Source organism: Luteimonas gilva (assembly GCF_005239095.1).
Lineage (GTDB): Bacteria > Pseudomonadota > Gammaproteobacteria > Xanthomonadales > Xanthomonadaceae > Luteimonas_C > Luteimonas_C gilva.
Window position 1 is genome coordinate 1,424,659 of sequence record NZ_SZUA01000001.1, and the last position, 18,123, is coordinate 1,442,781.

Sequence of the window (18,123 nt, forward strand, 5' to 3'; positions counted from 1 at the left end):
CGCCAGACGCTTTTACCCTCTCCCTTTACGGGAGAGGGATAGGCGCGAAGCGCCAGGGAGAGGGTTCGGCTTTTCGCGCAGAGCCCAAGCAAGATCAAAAGCACGCTCGCTCCCTTCGGGCATCCTCCCCGCGAGGGGGAGGAAAAAACTAATCGCCGATTTCGACCCTCGCGATACGCCCCGCATCGCCGCTAGCCCAACCTACATTGCCGGCCAGATCGACAGCGTCGTACCCGACCTCGGATACCGGCTTCCAAGCAACCGTATTCCACGCATCCGCGCCGCTTGGGCCGACAGCAATACAGGCCAAAGGCGTCGCCTCCAAGCAAGCGGCGCCGGACCGATATCCGCTCGGGGCGATGATCGTAATCAGCGGATCGCGTTTGTTCCGCAACCGCCATTCGACGGCATTCCCAGGCGCTTGCTCGGCTTTGTAATCGCCGCCGACGGCGAATGCGCCGAACGGCGTGGCTGCGAGCGAAAAGACGCCGGCTTCCGGTTTACGGCGCGACATGCCGCTGTCGGACGCGTTCCAAGTCGAACCGCCGTCGCGCGACACATGCAAGCGCGCATGCGAACCGCCCGTTCCGATCATCAACGCATCCTGGACGATGGCGATGCAGGTCCCGCTCGCCGCGAACGCCGCTTCGCCTTCCTCCGCCTTCGGACCCGTGGAAAGCAATTTCCAATTTCGACCGGCGTCTTGCGTGGCGTAGACCTGAAAACGGCCATCGACCGGGTCGCCCATCATCCAGCCTTTATCGCGATCGAAAGCCATGCAATCGAAGAAGGCGCGCGGATCCTTGTTTTGCAGCGATAGCGTCCAGGATTTCCCGCCATCCTCGGTGCGATAAACCCGCGACGCTTCGCCCGGCCCGATGCTCAACACCACCGCGGTATCGGCATCGAAGCCTTCCACGTCGCGGAAATCCAATTCGTTCGCGCCCGGCACCTTCATCGCCTGCCAATGCTTGCCGCCGTCGACCGTGCGCAGCACCGTGCCCTCGCGGCCGCTGGCCCAAGCCACGTCGCTGCTGACTGCGGAGATGCCGCGCAAGCGCACTTTGACGCCGCTGTCTTGCGGCACGAGGCGGATTTCGGCGATGGCGGCGCCAGCCGCGAGCATCAACGCGGCGGCGATGAGGATTCGTGTTGGCGGCATGGGCGACGGCTCCGTTTCGGAGCCGCGAGTGTAGCCCGGGGGGCCCCGGACTTGATCCGGGGAATACCCGGGGACGCCATCTATGAACGCCGCAAAAAGCCCCGGGTATCGCTTCGCTCAACCCGGGCTACGGTTCGATGTCAGGCCGATGCCGGCGCAGCGATCTGGGCCTGCTTACGCACGATCAGCATCGCCGTTTCCAGCGCCTGCTCGTAGTTCAGGCGCGGATCGACGGTCGAGCGGTAGGCGCGTTCCAGATCCAGGTCGGTCAGGTCGCGCGCGCCGCCGGTGCATTCGGTCACGTCTTCGCCGGTCAGCTCCAGATGCACGCCGCCCAAGCGCGTGCCGGCCGCGGCGTGCAGGTCGAACGACTGTTCCACTTCGCTGCGGATATTGCCGAAGCGGCGCGTCTTGTAGCCGTTGCTGCTGTTCTCGGTATTGCCGTGCATCGGATCGCAAACCCACAGCACGCGCCGGCCTTCGCGGCGCACCGCGTCCAGCAGCGGCGACAGCTTGGCGGCGATCTGCGTCGCGCCCATGCGGTGGATCAAGGTGAGACGGCCGGGCTCGTCGTCCGGATTCAGCGCTTCGATCAAACGCAGCACCTGATCGGGCGCGGCCGACGGTCCGATCTTGACCGCGATCGGATTGCGGATGCCGCGGAAGTATTCCAGGTGCGCGCCGTCCAACGCGGCGGTGCGCATGCCGATCCACGGGTAATGCGTGCTGAGGTTGAACCAGCCCCATTGCCGCGGCACTTGACGCGTCTGCGCTTCCTCGTAAGGCAGCAGCAAAGCTTCGTGCGAGGTGTAGAAATCGACGCGGTTGAGGTTGTGGACTTCGGAACCGGACAGCGTTTCCATGAAGCGCACCGCATCGCCGATGCCGGCCACCATGCGATGGTATTCGTCGGCTAGCGGCGAATGCGTCACCCAGCCCAGGTCCCAATATTCGGGATGGTGCAGGTCGGCGAAACCGCCGTCGATCAGCGAACGCACGAAGTTCATCGTCATCGCCGAACGCGCATGCGCCTTGATCATGCGGCGCGGATCGGGAACGCGCGCTTCGAGCGAGAATTCGGGCGCATTGATGATGTCGCCGCGGTAGCTGGGCAAGGTGTGCTCGCCGCGCGTCTCCGTGTCGGCCGAACGCGGCTTGGCGTATTGGCCGGCGAAGCGGCCCACGCGCACCACCGGCAGACGCAAACCGTGCACCAGCACCAGGCTCATCTGCAGCAGCACCTTGAGCCGGTTGGAGATGACGTCGGAAGTGCAGTCGACGAAGCTCTCGGCGCAATCGCCGCCCTGCAGCAGGAAGCGGCGGCCTTCCTGCGCGTCGGCCAGGTGGCGCTTGAGCGACAGGATTTCCCACGAGGTCACCAGCGGCGGCAGTGCCGCGAGTTCGCGCTGGACGCCGGCCAAGGCTTCCGCATCCGGATAGGTCGGCTGCTGCACGGCGGGTCGGCCGCGCCAACTGCCTGGCGTCCAATCGACGGGAAGGTTTACGGGTTGCGGACGGTCGAGGCTGGCCATGGCGAAAGGTCGGTTGCTGCGTTGCACCAACCCATCATGGCTCCGCCCCGCCCGCGCTGCAACCGTTACCGCAGCAACCGCTTTTTTTAGCGGCGGCGGAAGGCCATCCACAATGCCCAGACCGCGAGCAGGACGAACCACGTCAGGCTCCAGGCCGGCATCGACAGGCCCAAGAAGGTCCAATCGACTTTGGCGCATTCGCCCGAACCGGTCAGCACCTTGCGGATGACGTCGGTGAGCGCATTGGTCTCCATCATGAATTCCAACGGCGGACCGCAATGCGGCACCTGATCCGGCGGCAGATGGGTCAACCAGACGTGGCGGCCGGCGATGCCGATGCCGACCGCGGCGGCGATGAAAGCCAGCACGCCATAAACCCGTCGGCCGCCCGCGCCTTTCAGCGCATGCAGCGCGCCGATCAGGAACATCAGGCCCAAGACGGCGAACGCGATGCGCTGGAAGATGCACAGCGGACAAGGCTGCAAGCCCCATTGGAATTGGCTGTACAGCGCGAAGCCGATCAGGGCGGCGCAGACCAGAAAGCCCAGCAGATAGGCGGAACGGAACGAGAGTCGGTTCATGGCGGGAACCTTAGCATGGGCTGGCGGCATGCCTGACAGACCGGTACGGACGGCAAAAGTTGCGCTGCGGTCTAGCGATTTCGCGTAAATCCTCCCCCACCCGCCCGACCCGCAGGCATGGCCTGCGGGCGTTCGTCAGCGCACGAAGCCGCGCTTCGTAAGCGCGCTTCCTTCCCTTTTCAAAGGAGGGAGAACAGCGAGAACGCCGCGATCTTGCCGGCACCTGGAACTCCCTTTGAAAAAAGGACCGAAGGAGATTGCTTTTGCTCTTGTGGGAGCGGCTTCAGCCGCGAGCTCTTTTATCCGATCGCGGCAATCTTGCAGGAAAGAGCTCGCGGCTGAAGCCGCTCCCACAAAAGCCAATCCCACAAATGGGAAGCAAAACAAAAACCCCGGCGCTGGGCCGGGGTTTTCGGTAGTTCGGTACCGCGAAGCTTACTCGGCCGCTTGCGGGCGATCGACCAGCTCGACGTACGCCATCGGCGCATTGTCGCCGGCGCGGAAGCCGCACTTGAGGATGCGCAGGTAGCCGCCCGGACGGGTGGCGTAACGCGGGCCCAGCACGGTGAACAGCGTGCCGACGGCTTCCTTGTCGCGCAGGCGCGAGAAGGCCAGGCGGCGGTTGGCCACGCCGTCCTTCTTCGACAGCGTGATGAGCGGTTCGGCGATGCGGCGCAGTTCTTTCGCCTTGGGCAGGGTGGTCTTGATCAGCTCGTGCTTGATCAGCGACGCGGCCATGTTGGTGAACATGGCATCGCGGTGGGCGCTGGTGCGGCTGAATTTACGGCCGGCTTTCTGGTGGCGCATGGTTAGGGTTCCTGATGAATATTGAGACGTTGGACTTCGTTGTCGCCTTCATGGCGTTGACGCTTCGGACTGCGGTTGGTCCTGGCCGGCCTATCCTTGACCGGCGAGTCGCGGGCTGCGCCCGTCGACTTGTGTTGCGTGTTGCGGTGTTGCGTTTACTGCATCGCTTACGTTGTGCGCAGCGAATTCTGAAACTTGGCGCCCCGGCCCGGCGCAGCGCGCCGGGCGTTCAACCGAACCGCGCGGCAGTGCCGCGCGAGCGGTTCGATTTCACCCCATCATCCCGTGCTGGGAAATACCCGCCGGCGGCCAGTTTTCTAACTTCATGCCGAGCGACAAACCGCGCTGGGCGAGGACTTCCTTGATCTCGGTCAACGACTTCTTGCCGAGGTTCGGGGTCTTCAGCAGCTCGACTTCGGTCTTCTGGATCAGGTCGCCGATGTAGTAGATGCTCTCGGCCTTGAGGCAGTTGGCCGAACGCACGGTCAGCTCGAGGTCGTCGATCGGGCGCAGCAGCACCGGATCCACGCCCGTGGCGACCGGCTTGGCGGCGCCGCGCTCGCGGTGGGTGAAGTCGCCGAACACGCTCAGCTGATCGGTGAGGATGTCGGCGGCGGTGCGCACGGCTTCCTCGGCGTCGATCGTGCCGTTGGTTTCGATGTCCAACACCAGCTTGTCCAGGTCGGTGCGCTGCTCGACGCGCGCGGCTTCGACCGCGTAGGCGACGCGGCGGACCGGCGAGAACGAGGCGTCCAGCATCAGACGGCCGATGGTGCGGGTTTCTTCGTCGGGACGGCGGCGCGTGGTGGCCGGCTGGTAGCCGAAGCCGCGCTCGATCTTCAAGCGCATGTTCAGCGACGCGTCCTTGGTCAGGTGGCAGATCACGTGGTCGGGATTGAGGATCTCGACGTTGTGGTCGGTCTTGATGTCGCCCGCGGTGACCGTGCCCGGCTCCTGCTTGCTCAGGCTGAGGGTGGCGCTGTCGCCGGTACCCATGCGGATGGCGACGTCCTTCAGGTTGAGCAGCACTTCCAGCACGTCTTCCTGCAGGCCTTCGATGGTGCTGTATTCGTGCAGCACGCCGTCGATCTCGACTTCGGTGATGGCGAAGCCGGGGATCGAGGACAGCAGCACGCGGCGCAGCGCGTTGCCGAGGGTGTGGCCATAGCCGCGCTCCAGCGGTTCGATCACGACCTTCGCGCGGTTGTCGGCGAGGCGTTCGATCTGCGGACCCTTGGGGCGCAAAACCTGGTTGGCGGTAACCGTCATTTTGTAGCGTCTCCTGCGGTGGCCGGCGGATTGGGGGACGCCGGCCTGGTGCTTTTGGAGCCCCTCCCCTCGGAAGGGGCGGCCGTCGCGACGCGACGGCCACATTGCGGAGGCGGGCAGCCTCCGGCGTTGTTGCTTACTTCGAGTACAACTCGACGATCAGCGCTTCGTTGATGTCGGCCGGCAGATCGGCGCGATCCGGAACGGCCTTGAACACGCCGCTGAACTTCTTGGAATCGACTTCGATCCAGGAAGGCGACAGGTCCATCGTGGCCGACACGGTCAGCGCTTCCTGCACGCGCAGCTGCTTCTGGGCGCGTTCGGACAGGGCGATCGCGTCGCCCGCCTTCACTTGGTAGGAAGGCAGGTTGACCGGCTTGCCGTTGACGGTGACGCCGCGGTGCGACACCAGCTGGCGCGCGGCCGGACGGGTGACCGCGAAGCCCATGCGGTAGATGACGTTGTCCAGGCGGGTTTCCAGCAACTGCAGCAGGTTCTCGCCGGTGTTGCCCTTCTTGGTCGAGGCCTTTTTGTAGTAGTTGCGGAACTGGCGCTCCAGCAGGCCGTAGATGCGCTTGACCTTCTGCTTCTCGCGCAGCTGGGTGGCGTAGTCGGACAGCTTGCCCTTGCGCGCGGTGGCGCCGTGCTGGCCGGGCTTCTGCTCCAGCTTGCACTTGGAGTCCAGCGCGCGCGCCGGGCTCTTCAGGGACAGGTCGGCGCCTTCGCGGCGCGCGAGCTTACAGGTGGGACCGATATAACGAGCCATTTTCTAATGCTCCCGGCGTCAGACGCGACGCTTCTTCGGCGGACGGCACCCGTTGTGCGGGATCGGCGTCACGTCGATGATGTTGATGATCTTGTAGCCGACGTTGTTCAACGAACGAACGGCCGACTCGCGTCCCGGGCCCGGGCCCTTGATGCGCACTTCCAGCGACTTCACGCCGTAGTCCAGCGCGGCGCGGCCGGCCTTCTCGGCGGCGACCTGGGCGGCGAACGGGGTCGATTTGCGCGAGCCGCGGAAACCCGCGCCGCCCGAAGTCGCCCACGACAGCGCGTTGCCCTGGCGGTCGGTGATGGTGACGATGGTGTTGTTGAAAGAAGCGTGCACGTGCGCGATGCCGTCGGTGACGACGCGCTTGATCTTCTTCTTGGTCTTAGCAGCAGCTGCCGGCTTGGCCATGGTCTGTTCCCCTTACTTCTTGATGGCCTTGCGCGGACCCTTGCGGGTGCGTGCATTGGTCCGGGTGCGCTGGCCGCGCAGCGGCAGGCCGCGGCGATGGCGCAGGCCGCGGTAGCAGGCCAGGTCCATCAGGCGCTTGATGGCGATGCCGACTTCGCGGCGGAGGTCGCCCTCGACCACGTACTTGCCGACTTCGGCGCGCAGGCGCTCGACTTCCGGCTCCGACAGGTCGCGGATCTTGGTCGTCGAAGCGACGCCGGCGGATTCGCAGACCTTCTTCGAACGGGTACGGCCGATGCCGTAGATGCTTTGTAGCCCGACCCAGACGTGTTTCTGGGCAGGCAGGTTGACACCTGCAATACGCGCCATGCGCGGATCTCCAACTGGTTAGCGGCCGGACGGTCAAATCCGGCGGAGTGAACACGAAATTCTAACAGGGTCTCGGGTTACTAGGAAGCCCGCGGCGGCCGAAGCCTCCGCGTGCCCGGCATGGGGAGTGTGCCCATGCTCCGGCGACGAACCGGTACTGGCCGGAACCCCGAAATCCGGGGTTCCGCCGCCCGCGCCACTCAAGCGCAGGGCTGGTACCGGCTCACCCGCGCGCGAGACCGCCGCGCAGGTCGCCCATCGGTGGATCAGAGGCGGCCCGGGAGGCCGGCCTTGGATCCTTTGAGATTGGCCTTCTTCAACAGGCTTTCGTACTGGTGCGACATCAGGTGGGCCTGGATCTGGGCGATGAAGTCCATCACCACGACCACCACGATCAACAGCGAGGTGCCGCCGAAGTAGAACGAGGTCCCCATCTGGGTCCGCATCACTTCCGGCAACAGGCAGACCAGGACCAGATAGCAAGCGCCGGCCGCGGTCAGGCGGGTCAGCACGCCGTCGATGTAGTCGGCGGTGGCCTTGCCCGGCCGGATGCCCGGGATCAGCGCGCCCGACTTCTTCAGGTTGTCCGCGGTTTCCTGCGAGTTGAACACCAGCGCCGTGTAGAAGAACGCGAAGCCGATGATCAGCGCGGCGAACAAAATCATGTGCAGCGGCTCGCCCGGATTCAGCGCTTGGGTCAACTTCTGCAGCCAAGGCATGGTGCTGGCCTGGCTGAACCAAGTCGAAGCCGTGGCCGGGAACATGATGATCGACGAAGCGAAGATCGCCGGAATCACCCCCGCCATATTGAGCTTCAACGGCAGGAACGAGCTCTGGTTCATGTACGCGCTGCGGCCGCCCTGGCGGCGCGCATAGTTCACCGTCACCCGGCGCTGGCCGCGCTCGACCCACACCACGAAGAAGGTGAAGGCCAGCACGATCACCAGGATGAGCAGGATCGCGAAGGTGCTGATTTCGCCGTTGCGCATCTGCTCGAACGTACCCAGCACCGCGCCCGGCAGGCCGGCGACGATGCCGGCGAAGATGATCAGCGACACGCCGTTGCCGACGCCGCGCTCGGTCACCTGCTCGCCCAGCCACATCAGGAACATCGTGCCGGCGGTCAGCGCGATCACCGCGGTCAGGACGAAGCCCGGACCCGGGTTGTAGACCACCGGGATGCCGCTGCTCGCGCCCGAATTCTGCAGCGCGATCGCAATGCCCGCGGCCTGGAAGATCGCCAGCGGCACCGCGCCCATGCGCGACCACTGAGTGATCTTGCGGCGGCCGGACTCGCCTTCCTTCTGGATCGCCTTCAGGCTCGGGAAGATCTGCGCGCACAGCTGCACGATGATCGACGAGGAGATGTAAGGCACCACGTTCAGCGCGAACAGGCTGAAACGCTGCAGGGCGCCGCCGGAGAACATGTTAAACATGTCCACGATGGTGCCCTTCTGCGCTTCCATCAGCTGCAGCATCGCCTCCGGGTTCACGCCCGGCACGGGGATGTAGCAGCCGATGCGGTAGACGATCAGCGCGCCCAGCACGAACAGCAGACGCGAGCGCAGCTCGGTAAATTTGCCGAGGCCCGCTCCCATTCCGCCCATTGCGCTGCTGCTACGCGACATCTATCGATTACTCCTCGATTTTTCCGCCGGCCGCTTCGATCGCCGCCTTGGCGCCGGCGGTGGCCAGCACGCCTTTGAGTACGAGCTTCTTGGAAAGTTCGCCCTTCTTGACGATCTTGGCCTTCTTGGCCGTGCTCGGCACCAGCTTGGCGGCGCGCAGCGCGGCGAAGTCGACGGTGTCGCCTTCGATCAGCTCGAGCTTGTAGAGCATGACTTCGGCGGTGTCGTTCTTCAGCTTGGAGCGGAAGCCGACCTTCGGCAGGCGCATGTGCATGGGCATCTGGCCGCCTTCGAAGCCGGCCTTGATCTTGCCCTTGCCCGAACGCGCGAACGAACCCTTGTGGCCGCGGCCCGCGGTCTTGCCCAGGCCCGAACCGATGCCGCGGCCGACGCGGGTGCGTTCGGTGCGGGCGCCGGGGGCCGGCTTAAGCGTATTGAGTTTCATCAGAATTACTCCTCGACCTGCACCAGGTAATGGACCTTGTTGATCAGGCCGCGAACCTGCGGGCTGTCTTTCAGCTCGCGCACGTCGTTCAATTTGTTGAGGCCCAGAGCGCGCACCGACAGGCGATGACGCGACTGGGTGCCGCGCAGGCCCTTGACCAGACGCACCTTGACGGTGCCGGTGTTGGTTTCCTTCTTAGCCATGGTGCAGGTCCTCCACCTTCTTACCGCGCTTGGCCGCGATCTTGGCCGGCGAATGCATCTCGCTCAGGCCGCGCAGCGTGGCGCGCACCAGGTTGATCGGGTTGCGCGAGCCGACCGCCTTGGCCAGCACGTTCTTCACGCCGACCGCTTCCAGCACGGCGCGCATCGCACCGCCGGCGATCACGCCGGTACCTTCGGAAGCCGGCTGCATGAACACGTTCGCCGCGCCGTGGCGCGACTTCACCACGTGCCACAAGGTGCCATTGTTCAGGTCGATGTTGACCATCGTCTTACGGGCCGCTTCCATCGACTTCTGGATCGCGACCGGCACTTCGCGCGCCTTGCCGTAGCCGAAGCCGACTTTGCCGGCGCCATCGCCCACCACCGTCAGCGCGGTGAAGGTGAATTGGCGGCCGCCCTTGACGGTCTTGCTGACGCGGTTGACCGCGACCAGCTTCTCGACCATGCCGTCGTCCATCTCTTCGCGGTTGCGGTCGCGATCGCGGCCCCGCGGTTCACGTTGTTCTGCCATCTCGATTTACCTATTCGATTAAGGAAATTTGCGGCTTGGCCGCTTGTAGTTGTGGTGTGGATCGGATGTTTCGGCGCGCCGGAAACCCTACGCGTCGCCCGATGCTTCCCGCATCGGCAGGTGGCAAACCTCAGGCGTGGGGACGATGCCCGCGCCTTCAAGGATCAGAACTGCAGACCGCCCTCGCGCGCGGCGTCGGCCAGCGCCTTGATGCGGCCGTGGTAGCGGTAGCCCGAGCGGTCGAAAGCGACCTTCTCGATGCCCGCGGCTTTGGCGCGCTCGGCGATCATGCGGCCGACTTTGGCGGCGGCGTCGGCGTTCTTGCCGCTCTTCAGGCCTTCGCGCACGTCGGCCTGCACGGTCGAGGCCGAAGCCAGGACCTTCGAGCCGTCGGCGGTGAACAACTGCGCGTACAAATGCTGGCCGGTGCGCAGCACCGACAAACGCGGCACGTTCAGTTCGCGGATGTGGGCGCGGGTCGACTTGGCGCGGCGCAGGCGGGCGATTTTCTTTTGCATGGTCTGTTTCTCCGAAGCGGATTGGCCGCTTAGGCCTTCTTAGCTTCTTTGCGGATGATGTTTTCGCCGGCGTACTTCACGCCCTTGCCCTTGTAGGGCTCCGGCGGACGGAAACCGCGGATCTTGGCGGCGACTTCGCCGACGCGCTGCTTGTCGGCGCCGCTGACCACGATCTCGGTCTGGGTCGGCGTGGCGATGCTGATGCCGTCCGGAGTCTTGAACAGCACCGGGTGCGAATAACCCAGCGACAGGTTCAGATCCTTGCCCTGCATCGCGGCGCGGTAACCGACGCCGACCAGCTCGAGCTTGCGCTCGAAGCCCTGGCTGACGCCCTGCACCATGTTCGCGAGGATCGCGCGCAAGGTGCCGGCCATCGGCACGAGTTCGGCGTTGTCGGTCGAAATCTGGGCGTTGCCGTCTTCGAGCTTGACTTCGACGCCGGCGGGCTTGGCGATGGACAGCGTGCCCTTGGCACCTTTGACGCTGATGCTGTCGGACTGGATGTTGAGGTCGACGCCCTTGGGCAGAGCGATCGGCTTTTTGGCTACGCGGGACATGGTCTTTACTCCCTTACGCCACGAAGCACAGGACTTCGCCGCCGACGCCCTGCTGGCGCGCCTGCGTGTCGGTCATGATGCCCTTGGACGTGGAAATGATGGCGACGCCCAGGCCACCCAGCACCTTCGGCAACGCATCCTTGCTGCGGTACTGGCGCAGGCCCGAGCGCGAAACGCGCTGCAGCTTCTCGATGACCGGCTTGCCTTCGTAGTACTTCAGCACGATCTCGAGCTCGGCCTTGCCGTTGCCCAGATCGGTCACGCGGGTTTCGCCGATGTAGCCTTCGTCCTTCAGGACGCCGGCGATGGCGGCCTTGATCTTCGACGACGGCATCTTCACCGTCGGCTTGCCCACAGCGGCCGCATTCTTGATGCGGACCAGCATGTCGGCGATGGGATCAGTCATGCTCATTGAATATCACCTTTGAGTAGCACCGATATCCGCTTTCGCGAATCGATTCTTCAATTACGGCCGCGGACGGCCGGTCGTTATTTACCAAGAAGCCTTGCGCAGGCCCGGAACGTCGCCGCGCATGGTGGCTTCGCGCAGCTTGTTGCGGCCCAGGCCGAACTTGCGGTACACGCCGCGCGAACGGCCCGACAGCTCGCAACGGTTGCGCTGGCGGCTGGGCGAGGAGTCGCGCGGCAGCTTCTGCAGCTTCACCGCCGCTTCCATCTTCTCTTCGTACGAAGCCTTGCCGCTGGAGATGGTCTTCTTCAGCGCTTCGCGCTTGGCGGCGAACTTCTTCGCCAGTTTCGCGCGCTTGACGTCGCGATTGATCATGCTGGTCTTTGCCATGTCTTATCTCTCGCTAAGTCAGTTGCGGAACGGGAAGCGGAAGGCCTCGAGCAGCGCCTTGGCTTCTTCGTTGGTCTTGGCCGTGGTGGTGATGGCGATATCCATGCCGCGGATCGCGTCGACCTGGTCGAAGTCGATTTCCGGGAAGATGATCTGTTCCTTCACGCCCATGTTGTAGTTGCCGCGGCCGTCGAACGAACGGCCCGACACGCCGCGGAAGTCGCGCACGCGCGGCAGCGACACGTTGATCAGGCGGTCCAGGAACTCGTACATCTTGGCGCGGCGCAGGGTCACCTTGGCGCCGATCGGCCAACCGTCGCGGATCTTGAACGAGGCCACCGAGATGCGCGACTTGGTGACGATCGGCTTCTGGCCGGCGATCTTCGTCATGTCGGCGACGGCGTTCTCAAGGATCTTCTTGTTGGCCGCGGCTTCGCCCACGCCCATGTTGAGCGTGATCTTGGTGATGCGCGGGACCTGCATCGGATTGGTGTAGCCGAAGCGCTTCATCAGCGCGGGCATCACTTCTTCCTTGTAGATTTTTTCGAGACGGGTGGTCATTGCTGCATTCCTCAGGCGTCGATCGCCTCACCGCTGGAGCGGAACACACGCAATTTGCGTCCATCCTCCAGCACCTTGGTTCCGATGCGCTCGCCCTTGCCCGAGGCAGGGTTGAACGGCATCACGTTTGAAATGTGGATCGAAGCCTCGCGCTCGACCACGCCGCCGGGCTGGTTGGCCTGCGGGTTGGGCTTGGTGTGGCGCTTGACCATGTTCAGGTTCGAAACGATCACGCGATCGCCTTCGACGCGCAGCACTTCGCCGCGCTTGCCCTTCAGGTCTTTGTTGCCGGTGATGACCACGACGTGGTCGCCTTTCTTGATGCGATTCATCTTTGAGTCCTCCGCTCAGAGCACTTCGGGTGCGAGCGAGACGATTTTCATGAACTTCTCGGAGCGCAGCTCGCGGGTCACAGGCCCGAAGATGCGGGTGCCGATCGGCTCGTGCTTGTTGTTGAGCAGCACGGCGGCGTTGCCGTCGAAGCGGATCAGCGAACCGTCGGCGCGGCGAACGCCCTTGCGGGTGCGGACCACGACGGCGTCGTAAACCTCGCCCTTCTTGACCTTGCCGCGCGGGATCGCGTCCTTGATCGACACCTTGATGATGTCGCCGATGTGCGCGTACCGGCGCTTGGAGCCGCCGAGCACCTTGATGCACATCACTTCCTTGGCACCCGAGTTGTCGGCGACGTCGAGGTGGCTCTGCATCTGGATCATGGTCTAGCCTCCTCTTATTCGGCCGCGCGGGCGATGATTTCGACGACGCGCCAGTTCTTGGTCTTGGACATCGGCGCGATTTCGGCCAGACGGACCTTGTCGCCTTCGTTGCAGGCGTTGTCGGCGTCGTGGGCGTGCAGCTTGGTCGAGCGGCGGATGTACTTGCCGTACAGCGCGTGCTTGACCTGGCGCTCGACGAGCACCGTCACCGTCTTGTCCATCTTGTTGCTGACCACGCGGCCTTCGACCGTGTGCTGCTTTTTATCAGTGTTGTTCATGGTCGTGGGTTCCTTACTGCTTGGCCGACTGCTGGCCGAGCAGGGTCTTGACGCGGGCGATCTCGCGGCGCACGCGACGGGTGTCGTGGGACTTGGCGAGCTGGCCGGTGGCCTTCTGCATGCGCAGCGCGAACTGCTCCTTCTGCAGGTCCGCCAGGTGCTTGTTCAGCTCGTCGGCCGACTTTTGACGCATTTGCTTGAGTTCCATCACCGCACCGTCCGGGTAACGAAAGTGGTGGTCACCGACAGCTTGGCCGCGGCCAGGCGGAACGCCTCGCGTGCGGTGGCTTCGTCGACGCCCTCGATTTCATAGATCATGCGTCCCGGCTGGATCTGCGCGACCCAGTACTCCACGCCGCCCTTACCGGAGCCCATGCGGACTTCGATCGGCTTCTTGGTGATCGGCTTGTCGGGGAAAACGCGGATCCACATCTTGCCGCCGCGCTTGACGTAGCGGCTGATGGAACGGCGCGCGGCCTCGATCTGGCGCGAGGTGAGCTGGCCGGTCGCGGTCGACTTCAAGCCGTACTCGCCGAAGCTGACGGCGTTCGCGTTCCAGCTCAGGCCCTCGTTCCGGCCCTTGTGCATCTTGCGGTATTTGGTTCGCTTGGGTTGCAACATGACTTAGCCCCTTGCCTCGCGATCGCGCGGCGGACGCGGGCCGCGCGGACGATCATTGCGATCGTTACGATCACCACGCTCCGGGCGCGGCGAATCGTCCTGCTTTTCCTGGCCGACCTGGCTGAAGTCGAACACTTCACCCTTGTACACCCAGACCTTGATGCCGATGATCCCGTAGGTGGTCTTGGCCTCGGCGAAGCCGTAGTCGATATCGGCGCGGAGGGTATGCAGCGGCACGCGGCCTTCGCGGTACCACTCCGAACGCGCGATCTCGGCGCCGTTCAGGCGGCCGGCGACGTTGACCTTGATGCCCAGCGCGCCCAGGCGCATCGCGTTGCCGACGGCGCGCTTCATCGCGCGGCGGAACATGATGCGGCGCTCGAGCTGTTGCGCGATCGACTCGGCGACCAGCTGCGCGTCGAGTTCGGGCTTGCGGACTTCGGTGACGTTGATGTGCGCCGGGACGCCCATCAGGTCGCTGACTTCCTTGCGCAGCTTCTCGATGTCCTCGCCGCGCTTGCCGATCACCACGCCCGGACGGGCGGTGTGGATCGTGACGCGCGCCGTCTTGGCCGGACGCTCGATCAGGATCTTGCTGATGCCGGCCTGGGCCAGCTTCTTGCGCAGCATCTCGCGGACCTTGAGGTCGGCGGCCAGGTAACCGGCGTATTCCTTCTTGCCGGCGTACCACTTGGAATTCCAGTCCTTGGCGATGCCCAGGCGGATGCCGGTGGGATGAACTTTATGACCCATCTTATTTGCCCTCGCCCACGACCACGGTGATATGGCTGGTGCGCTTGAGAATGCGGGTGCCGCGGCCCTTCGCACGCGCCATGAAGCGCTTCAGCGTGGGACCTTCGTCGACCATGATCGTCTTCACCTTCAGCTCGTCGGCGTCGGCGCCGGCGTTGTTTTCGGCATTGGAGATCGCCGACCACAGCAGCTTGTGGATCATGTGCGCGGCCTTCTTGTCGCTGAACTTCAGCAAGTCGAGGGCGCGGGCGGCCGGCAGGCCGCGCACCTGGTCGGCGACCAGGCGGGCTTTCTGCGGGGAGATGCGCGCGGTGCGCAGGATGGCTTTGGCTTCCATGGTCATCTCCTTACTTCTTCGCCTCGGCCTTCTTGTCGCCGCCGTGGCCCTTGAAGGTCCGGGTCAGCGCGAACTCGCCGAGCTTGTGGCCGACCATGTTCTCGTTGACCAGCACCGGGATGTGGTTCTTGCCGTTGTGCACGGCGATGGTGAAGCCCACCATCTCCGGCAGGATCATCGAACGGCGCGACCAGGTCTTGATCGGCTTCTTGGTGTTGCCCGCGGACTCCACCTTCTTGATCAGGTGGTGGTCGACGAACGGACCCTTTTTCAGTGAACGTGCCATTGCCGATTAGCTCCTACGATCGCGCACGATGAACTTCTGCGTGCGCTTGTTCTTGCGGGTCTTGTAACCCTTGGTCGGCACGCCCCACGGGGTGACCGGATGCGGGTTGCCCTGTCCGGCCTTGGCCTCGCCGCCGCCGTGCGGGTGGTCGACCGGGTTCATCGCCGCGCCGCGAACGGTCGGGCGGATGCCGCGCCAGCGCTTGGCGCCGGCCTTACCCAGCTTTTCCAGGTTGTGCTCGTCGTTGCCGACTTCGCCGATGGTGGCGCGGCAGTCGACCGGAACGCGGCGCATTTCGCCCGAACGCAGACGCAGCGTGGCGTAGCCCTGCTCGCGAGCGATCAGCTGCACGCCGGCGCCGGCCGCGCGGGCCAGCTGGGCGCCCTTGCCCGGCTTCATCTCGATGCAATGCACCGTGGTGCCGACCGGGATGTTGAGCAGCGGCAGGGTGTTGCCGGCGCGGATCGGAGCGTCGTTGCCCGCGATCACTTGGTCGCCGGCCTTCAGGCCCTTCGGCGCGATGATGTAGCGGCGCTCGCCGTCGACGTAGCACAGCAGCGCGATGTGCGCGGTGCGGTTCGGGTCGTACTCGATCCGCTCGACGCGCGCGGCGATGCCTTCCTTGTCGCGCTTGAAGTCGATGATGCGGTAATGCTGCTTGTGACCGCCGCCGACGTGGCGGGTGGTGATGCGGCCGTAGTTGTTGCGGCCGCCGGTCTTGCCCTGCTTCTCGACCAGCGCAGCGTGCGGCGCGCCCTTGTGCAGATCGGGCGTGACCACGCGCACCGCGGAACGGCGGCCGGCGGAAGTGGGTTTGAAAGTCATCAATGCCATGGTCTAGTTCCTCAGGCCTTGGTCATCATCACGTCGATCGACTGGCCTTCGGCCAGCTTCACGTAGGCCTTGCGCCAGCTGCCGCGACGGCCCAGGCGGTTACGGAAGGCCTTGTTCTTGCCCTTCACGTTGACCACGTTCACCGCCTCGACCTTGACGTCGAAGATCTGCTCGACGGCCGCCTTCACGTCGGCCTTGGTGGCGTCGGTGGCGACTTCGAACACGTACTGATTGGAAAGCTCCTGCAACCGGGCGGTCTTTTCGGACACGCGCGGCGCGCGGATTACGTTGTAGACGTTGGTGCTCATGCCAGCCACTCCTCGATCTTCTTGACGGCGTCGGCGGTCACCAGCACGGTGTCGGCGCCGACCAGGGCGACCGGGTCCAGGCCCTGCACGTCGCGCACTTCGACGTACGGCAGGTTGCGCGCGGACAGATACAGGTGCTCGGAAGCCTCTTCGGTCACGATCAGCGGGCGCTGGCCCAGATCGAAGCCCTTCAGCTTCTCGACCAGGCCGCTGGTCTTGGTGGCGTCCACGTCGAACGCGTCCACGACCTTGAGGCGGCCCTGGCGGTTGAGCTCGGACAGGATCGCCGAGATCGCCGCGCGGTACATCTTGCGGTTGACCTTCTGCTCGAAGCTGCGCGGCTTGGCCGCGAAGGTCACGCCGCCGCCGACGAAGATCGGAGCCGTCAACGCGCCGTGACGCGCGCCGCCGCCCTTCTGCTTCTTCGACTTCTTGGTCGTGCCGTTGACTTCCGAGCGCGTTTTCTGCGCCTTGGTGCCGGCGCGGCCGGCGTTGCGGTACGCGACCACGACCTGGTGCACGAGGTCATGGCTGAATTCGCGGCCGAACACGGCGTCGGAGACCGACAGTTTTTCTTTGCTATTGGTGATAGCGAGTTCCATCGTCGTCGCTCCTTATGCCTTGCTCGTCGGACGGACGATGACGTCGCCGCCCGGCGCGCCCGGCACCGCGCCCTTGACCGCGATCAGGCCGCGCTCGGCGTCCACCTTGATCACTTCCAAGTTCTGCGTGCTCTGGCGCACGGCGCCCATATGGCCGGACATCTTCTTGCCCGGGAAAACGCGGCCCGGCGTCTGGCGCTGGCCGATCGAGCCCGGGGCGCGATGCGACAGCGAGTTGCCGTGGGTGGCGTCGCCCATCTTGAAGTTCCAGCGCTTGATCGTGCCCTGGAAGCCCTTGCCCTTGGTCACGCCTTCGACGTCGACAATCTGCCCGACTTCGAAGATGTCGGCCTTGATCTCGCCGCCGACCTGGAAGTCGCCGATCTTGTCGGCTTCCACGCGCAGCTCCCACAGGCCGCGGCCCGCTTCCACCTTGGCCTTGGCCAGGTGGCCGGCTTCCGGCTTGGTCAGCAGCGCGGCGCGCTTGACGCCGGCGGTGATCTGCACGGCGCTGTAGCCGTCGGTTTCGACGGTCTTGATTTGGGTGATGCGGTTCGGGGTCGCCTCGATCAGGGTCACCGGAACCGACTTGCCGTCTTCGGTGAAGATGCGGCTCATGCCGGCCTTACGGCCGACGATGCCCAACGAATATTTCTTCGCGGTCATGGTCCTAGCCTCAGGTCAACTTGATTTGCACGTCGACGCCCGCCGCGAGTTCGAGCTTCATCAGCGCGTCCACGGTCTTGTCGTTGGGGTCGACGATGTCGAGCACGCGCTTGTGCGTGCGGGTCTCGTACTGGTCGCGCGCGTCTTTGTCGACGTGCGGCGACACCAGCACGGTGTAGCGTTCGATCTTGGTGGGCAGCGGGATCGGGCCGCGCACTTGCGCGCCGGTCCGCTTGGCCGTCTCGACGATCTCGCTGGCCGAACGGTCGATCAAACGATGATCGAACGCCTTGAGCCGAATCCGGATCTTTTGGTCCGCCATGGCGGAGACTCCTTCGTTAAAGAGCGACGGGTTTCGCGGCTGGGTGCGCAAAACCCCATGAAATCAAGACTTTCCGGGTCAAATGAAGCCCTTGCGGCCCGGCAGTATCCTTACGAAAAACTAGGCGGCCCGGTCACCCGGCCCGCCCAGAGCAAAAAAGTATAAGGCGTGTGAATAGCCTCCGTCAACAGCGAACCCGCTGTTCGGAGGCCTGCCACACGACTTTCTTCCTTGTCTGGCGAACACGAGGCCCGTCC

30 protein-coding genes are annotated in these 18,123 nt (G+C 64.6%); all 30 read right to left on the reverse strand.

What is annotated here, in order from left to right; all coding sequences use genetic code 11:
- Positions 1–148: 148 nt before the first annotated feature.
- The 30 genes from FCE95_RS06750 to rpsJ all read right to left on the reverse strand — a co-directional run bounded on the left by FCE95_RS06750 (position 149) and on the right by rpsJ (position 17,866).
- Entirely contained in the window at positions 149–1,162 is a 1,014-nt protein-coding gene (locus FCE95_RS06750; RefSeq protein WP_137266168.1) for a WD40/YVTN/BNR-like repeat-containing protein, read from the reverse strand.
- A gap of 140 nt (positions 1,163–1,302) precedes the next feature.
- Entirely contained in the window at positions 1,303–2,694 is a 1,392-nt protein-coding gene (locus FCE95_RS06755) for a class II 3-deoxy-7-phosphoheptulonate synthase (RefSeq protein ID WP_137266169.1), read from the reverse strand.
- An 86-nt stretch (positions 2,695–2,780) separates the two neighbouring features.
- Positions 2,781–3,275: a disulfide bond formation protein B gene (locus tag FCE95_RS06760; protein WP_137266170.1), complete on the reverse strand. Its 495-nt coding sequence runs from the start codon at positions 3,273–3,275 to the stop codon at positions 2,781–2,783.
- A 435-nt stretch (positions 3,276–3,710) separates the two neighbouring features.
- A complete protein-coding gene (rplQ, locus tag FCE95_RS06765) occupies positions 3,711–4,082 on the reverse strand; it encodes a 50S ribosomal protein L17 (RefSeq protein ID WP_137266171.1) in 372 nt (123 codons plus the stop codon).
- A gap of 270 nt (positions 4,083–4,352) precedes the next feature.
- Positions 4,353–5,351: a DNA-directed RNA polymerase subunit alpha gene (locus FCE95_RS06770; protein WP_137266172.1), complete on the reverse strand. Its 999-nt coding sequence runs from the start codon at positions 5,349–5,351 to the stop codon at positions 4,353–4,355.
- Between the two features lie 136 nt (positions 5,352–5,487).
- Positions 5,488–6,117 (reverse strand): 30S ribosomal protein S4, encoded by a 630-nt coding sequence (rpsD, locus tag FCE95_RS06775; protein WP_137266173.1) that lies wholly within the window; start codon positions 6,115–6,117, stop codon positions 5,488–5,490.
- A gap of 18 nt (positions 6,118–6,135) precedes the next feature.
- Complete coding sequence (gene rpsK / locus FCE95_RS06780; protein ID WP_137266174.1) at positions 6,136–6,531, reverse strand: 30S ribosomal protein S11; 396 nt, start codon at positions 6,529–6,531, stop codon at positions 6,136–6,138.
- Between the two features lie 12 nt (positions 6,532–6,543).
- Entirely contained in the window at positions 6,544–6,900 is a 357-nt protein-coding gene (rpsM, locus tag FCE95_RS06785; protein ID WP_137266175.1) for a 30S ribosomal protein S13, read from the reverse strand.
- 266 nt (positions 6,901–7,166) lie between these two features.
- The gene (secY, locus tag FCE95_RS06790; protein ID WP_137266176.1) at positions 7,167–8,507 is read right to left on the reverse strand and encodes a preprotein translocase subunit SecY; all 1,341 of its coding nucleotides are present in this window, start codon (positions 8,505–8,507) and stop codon (positions 7,167–7,169) included.
- Between the two features lie 28 nt (positions 8,508–8,535).
- Positions 8,536–8,973 carry a 50S ribosomal protein L15 gene (gene rplO, locus FCE95_RS06795; RefSeq protein ID WP_137266177.1) on the reverse strand — a complete coding sequence of 146 codons (438 nt, stop codon included), beginning with the start codon at positions 8,971–8,973 and terminating at the stop codon, positions 8,536–8,538.
- A gap of 5 nt (positions 8,974–8,978) precedes the next feature.
- A complete protein-coding gene (gene rpmD, locus FCE95_RS06800; protein ID WP_137266178.1) occupies positions 8,979–9,176 on the reverse strand; it encodes a 50S ribosomal protein L30 in 198 nt (65 codons plus the stop codon).
- Complete coding sequence (gene rpsE, locus FCE95_RS06805) at positions 9,169–9,708, reverse strand: 30S ribosomal protein S5 (protein ID WP_137266179.1); 540 nt, start codon at positions 9,706–9,708, stop codon at positions 9,169–9,171. Before rpsE ends, rpmD begins: the two co-directional genes overlap by 8 nt.
- Positions 9,709–9,872: 164 nt before the next feature.
- Positions 9,873–10,226 carry a 50S ribosomal protein L18 gene (gene rplR, locus FCE95_RS06810; protein WP_137266180.1) on the reverse strand — a complete coding sequence of 118 codons (354 nt, stop codon included), beginning with the start codon at positions 10,224–10,226 and terminating at the stop codon, positions 9,873–9,875.
- A gap of 29 nt (positions 10,227–10,255) precedes the next feature.
- Positions 10,256–10,783, reverse strand: coding sequence for a 50S ribosomal protein L6 (rplF, locus tag FCE95_RS06815; RefSeq protein WP_137266181.1), 528 nt, complete (start codon positions 10,781–10,783; stop codon positions 10,256–10,258).
- A 13-nt stretch (positions 10,784–10,796) separates the two neighbouring features.
- The gene (gene rpsH / locus FCE95_RS06820; RefSeq protein WP_137266182.1) at positions 10,797–11,195 is read right to left on the reverse strand and encodes a 30S ribosomal protein S8; all 399 of its coding nucleotides are present in this window, start codon (positions 11,193–11,195) and stop codon (positions 10,797–10,799) included.
- An 81-nt stretch (positions 11,196–11,276) separates the two neighbouring features.
- Positions 11,277–11,582, reverse strand: a complete 306-nt coding sequence (gene rpsN, locus FCE95_RS06825; RefSeq protein ID WP_137266183.1) for a 30S ribosomal protein S14 — start codon at positions 11,580–11,582, stop codon at positions 11,277–11,279.
- Positions 11,583–11,600: 18 nt separating this feature from the next.
- A complete protein-coding gene (gene rplE, locus FCE95_RS06830) occupies positions 11,601–12,143 on the reverse strand; it encodes a 50S ribosomal protein L5 (protein ID WP_137266184.1) in 543 nt (180 codons plus the stop codon).
- Between the two features lie 11 nt (positions 12,144–12,154).
- Positions 12,155–12,475, reverse strand: a complete 321-nt coding sequence (gene rplX, locus FCE95_RS06835; RefSeq protein WP_137266185.1) for a 50S ribosomal protein L24 — start codon at positions 12,473–12,475, stop codon at positions 12,155–12,157.
- Between the two features lie 15 nt (positions 12,476–12,490).
- Positions 12,491–12,859, reverse strand: coding sequence for a 50S ribosomal protein L14 (gene rplN, locus FCE95_RS06840; protein WP_137266186.1), 369 nt, complete (start codon positions 12,857–12,859; stop codon positions 12,491–12,493).
- Positions 12,860–12,873: 14 nt separating this feature from the next.
- A complete protein-coding gene (gene rpsQ / locus FCE95_RS06845; protein ID WP_137266187.1) occupies positions 12,874–13,137 on the reverse strand; it encodes a 30S ribosomal protein S17 in 264 nt (87 codons plus the stop codon).
- Positions 13,138–13,150: 13 nt separating this feature from the next.
- Positions 13,151–13,345 (reverse strand): 50S ribosomal protein L29, encoded by a 195-nt coding sequence (rpmC, locus tag FCE95_RS06850; protein ID WP_137266188.1) that lies wholly within the window; start codon positions 13,343–13,345, stop codon positions 13,151–13,153.
- Positions 13,345–13,758 (reverse strand): 50S ribosomal protein L16, encoded by a 414-nt coding sequence (rplP, locus tag FCE95_RS06855; RefSeq protein ID WP_137266189.1) that lies wholly within the window; start codon positions 13,756–13,758, stop codon positions 13,345–13,347. Before rplP ends, rpmC begins: the two co-directional genes overlap by 1 nt.
- Positions 13,759–13,761: 3 nt before the next feature.
- Complete coding sequence (rpsC, locus tag FCE95_RS06860; protein ID WP_137266190.1) at positions 13,762–14,511, reverse strand: 30S ribosomal protein S3; 750 nt, start codon at positions 14,509–14,511, stop codon at positions 13,762–13,764.
- A gap of 1 nt (position 14,512) precedes the next feature.
- Entirely contained in the window at positions 14,513–14,848 is a 336-nt protein-coding gene (rplV, locus tag FCE95_RS06865) for a 50S ribosomal protein L22 (RefSeq protein WP_137266191.1), read from the reverse strand.
- A 10-nt stretch (positions 14,849–14,858) separates the two neighbouring features.
- Positions 14,859–15,134, reverse strand: a complete 276-nt coding sequence (gene rpsS, locus FCE95_RS06870) for a 30S ribosomal protein S19 (protein ID WP_137266192.1) — start codon at positions 15,132–15,134, stop codon at positions 14,859–14,861.
- A 6-nt stretch (positions 15,135–15,140) separates the two neighbouring features.
- On the reverse strand, positions 15,141–15,968 hold the full coding sequence (gene rplB / locus FCE95_RS06875; protein ID WP_137266193.1) for a 50S ribosomal protein L2: 828 nt from the start codon (positions 15,966–15,968) through the stop codon (positions 15,141–15,143).
- A gap of 11 nt (positions 15,969–15,979) precedes the next feature.
- Positions 15,980–16,276, reverse strand: coding sequence for a 50S ribosomal protein L23 (rplW, locus tag FCE95_RS06880; protein ID WP_137266194.1), 297 nt, complete (start codon positions 16,274–16,276; stop codon positions 15,980–15,982).
- Positions 16,273–16,878, reverse strand: a complete 606-nt coding sequence (rplD, locus tag FCE95_RS06885; RefSeq protein WP_137266195.1) for a 50S ribosomal protein L4 — start codon at positions 16,876–16,878, stop codon at positions 16,273–16,275. The genes rplW and rplD overlap by 4 nt, the downstream gene beginning before the upstream one ends.
- Positions 16,879–16,890: 12 nt before the next feature.
- Positions 16,891–17,544, reverse strand: coding sequence for a 50S ribosomal protein L3 (rplC, locus tag FCE95_RS06890; RefSeq protein WP_137266196.1), 654 nt, complete (start codon positions 17,542–17,544; stop codon positions 16,891–16,893).
- 10 nt (positions 17,545–17,554) lie between these two features.
- Positions 17,555–17,866, reverse strand: a complete 312-nt coding sequence (gene rpsJ, locus FCE95_RS06895) for a 30S ribosomal protein S10 (RefSeq protein ID WP_005408208.1) — start codon at positions 17,864–17,866, stop codon at positions 17,555–17,557.
- Positions 17,867–18,123: the final 257 nt, after the last annotated feature.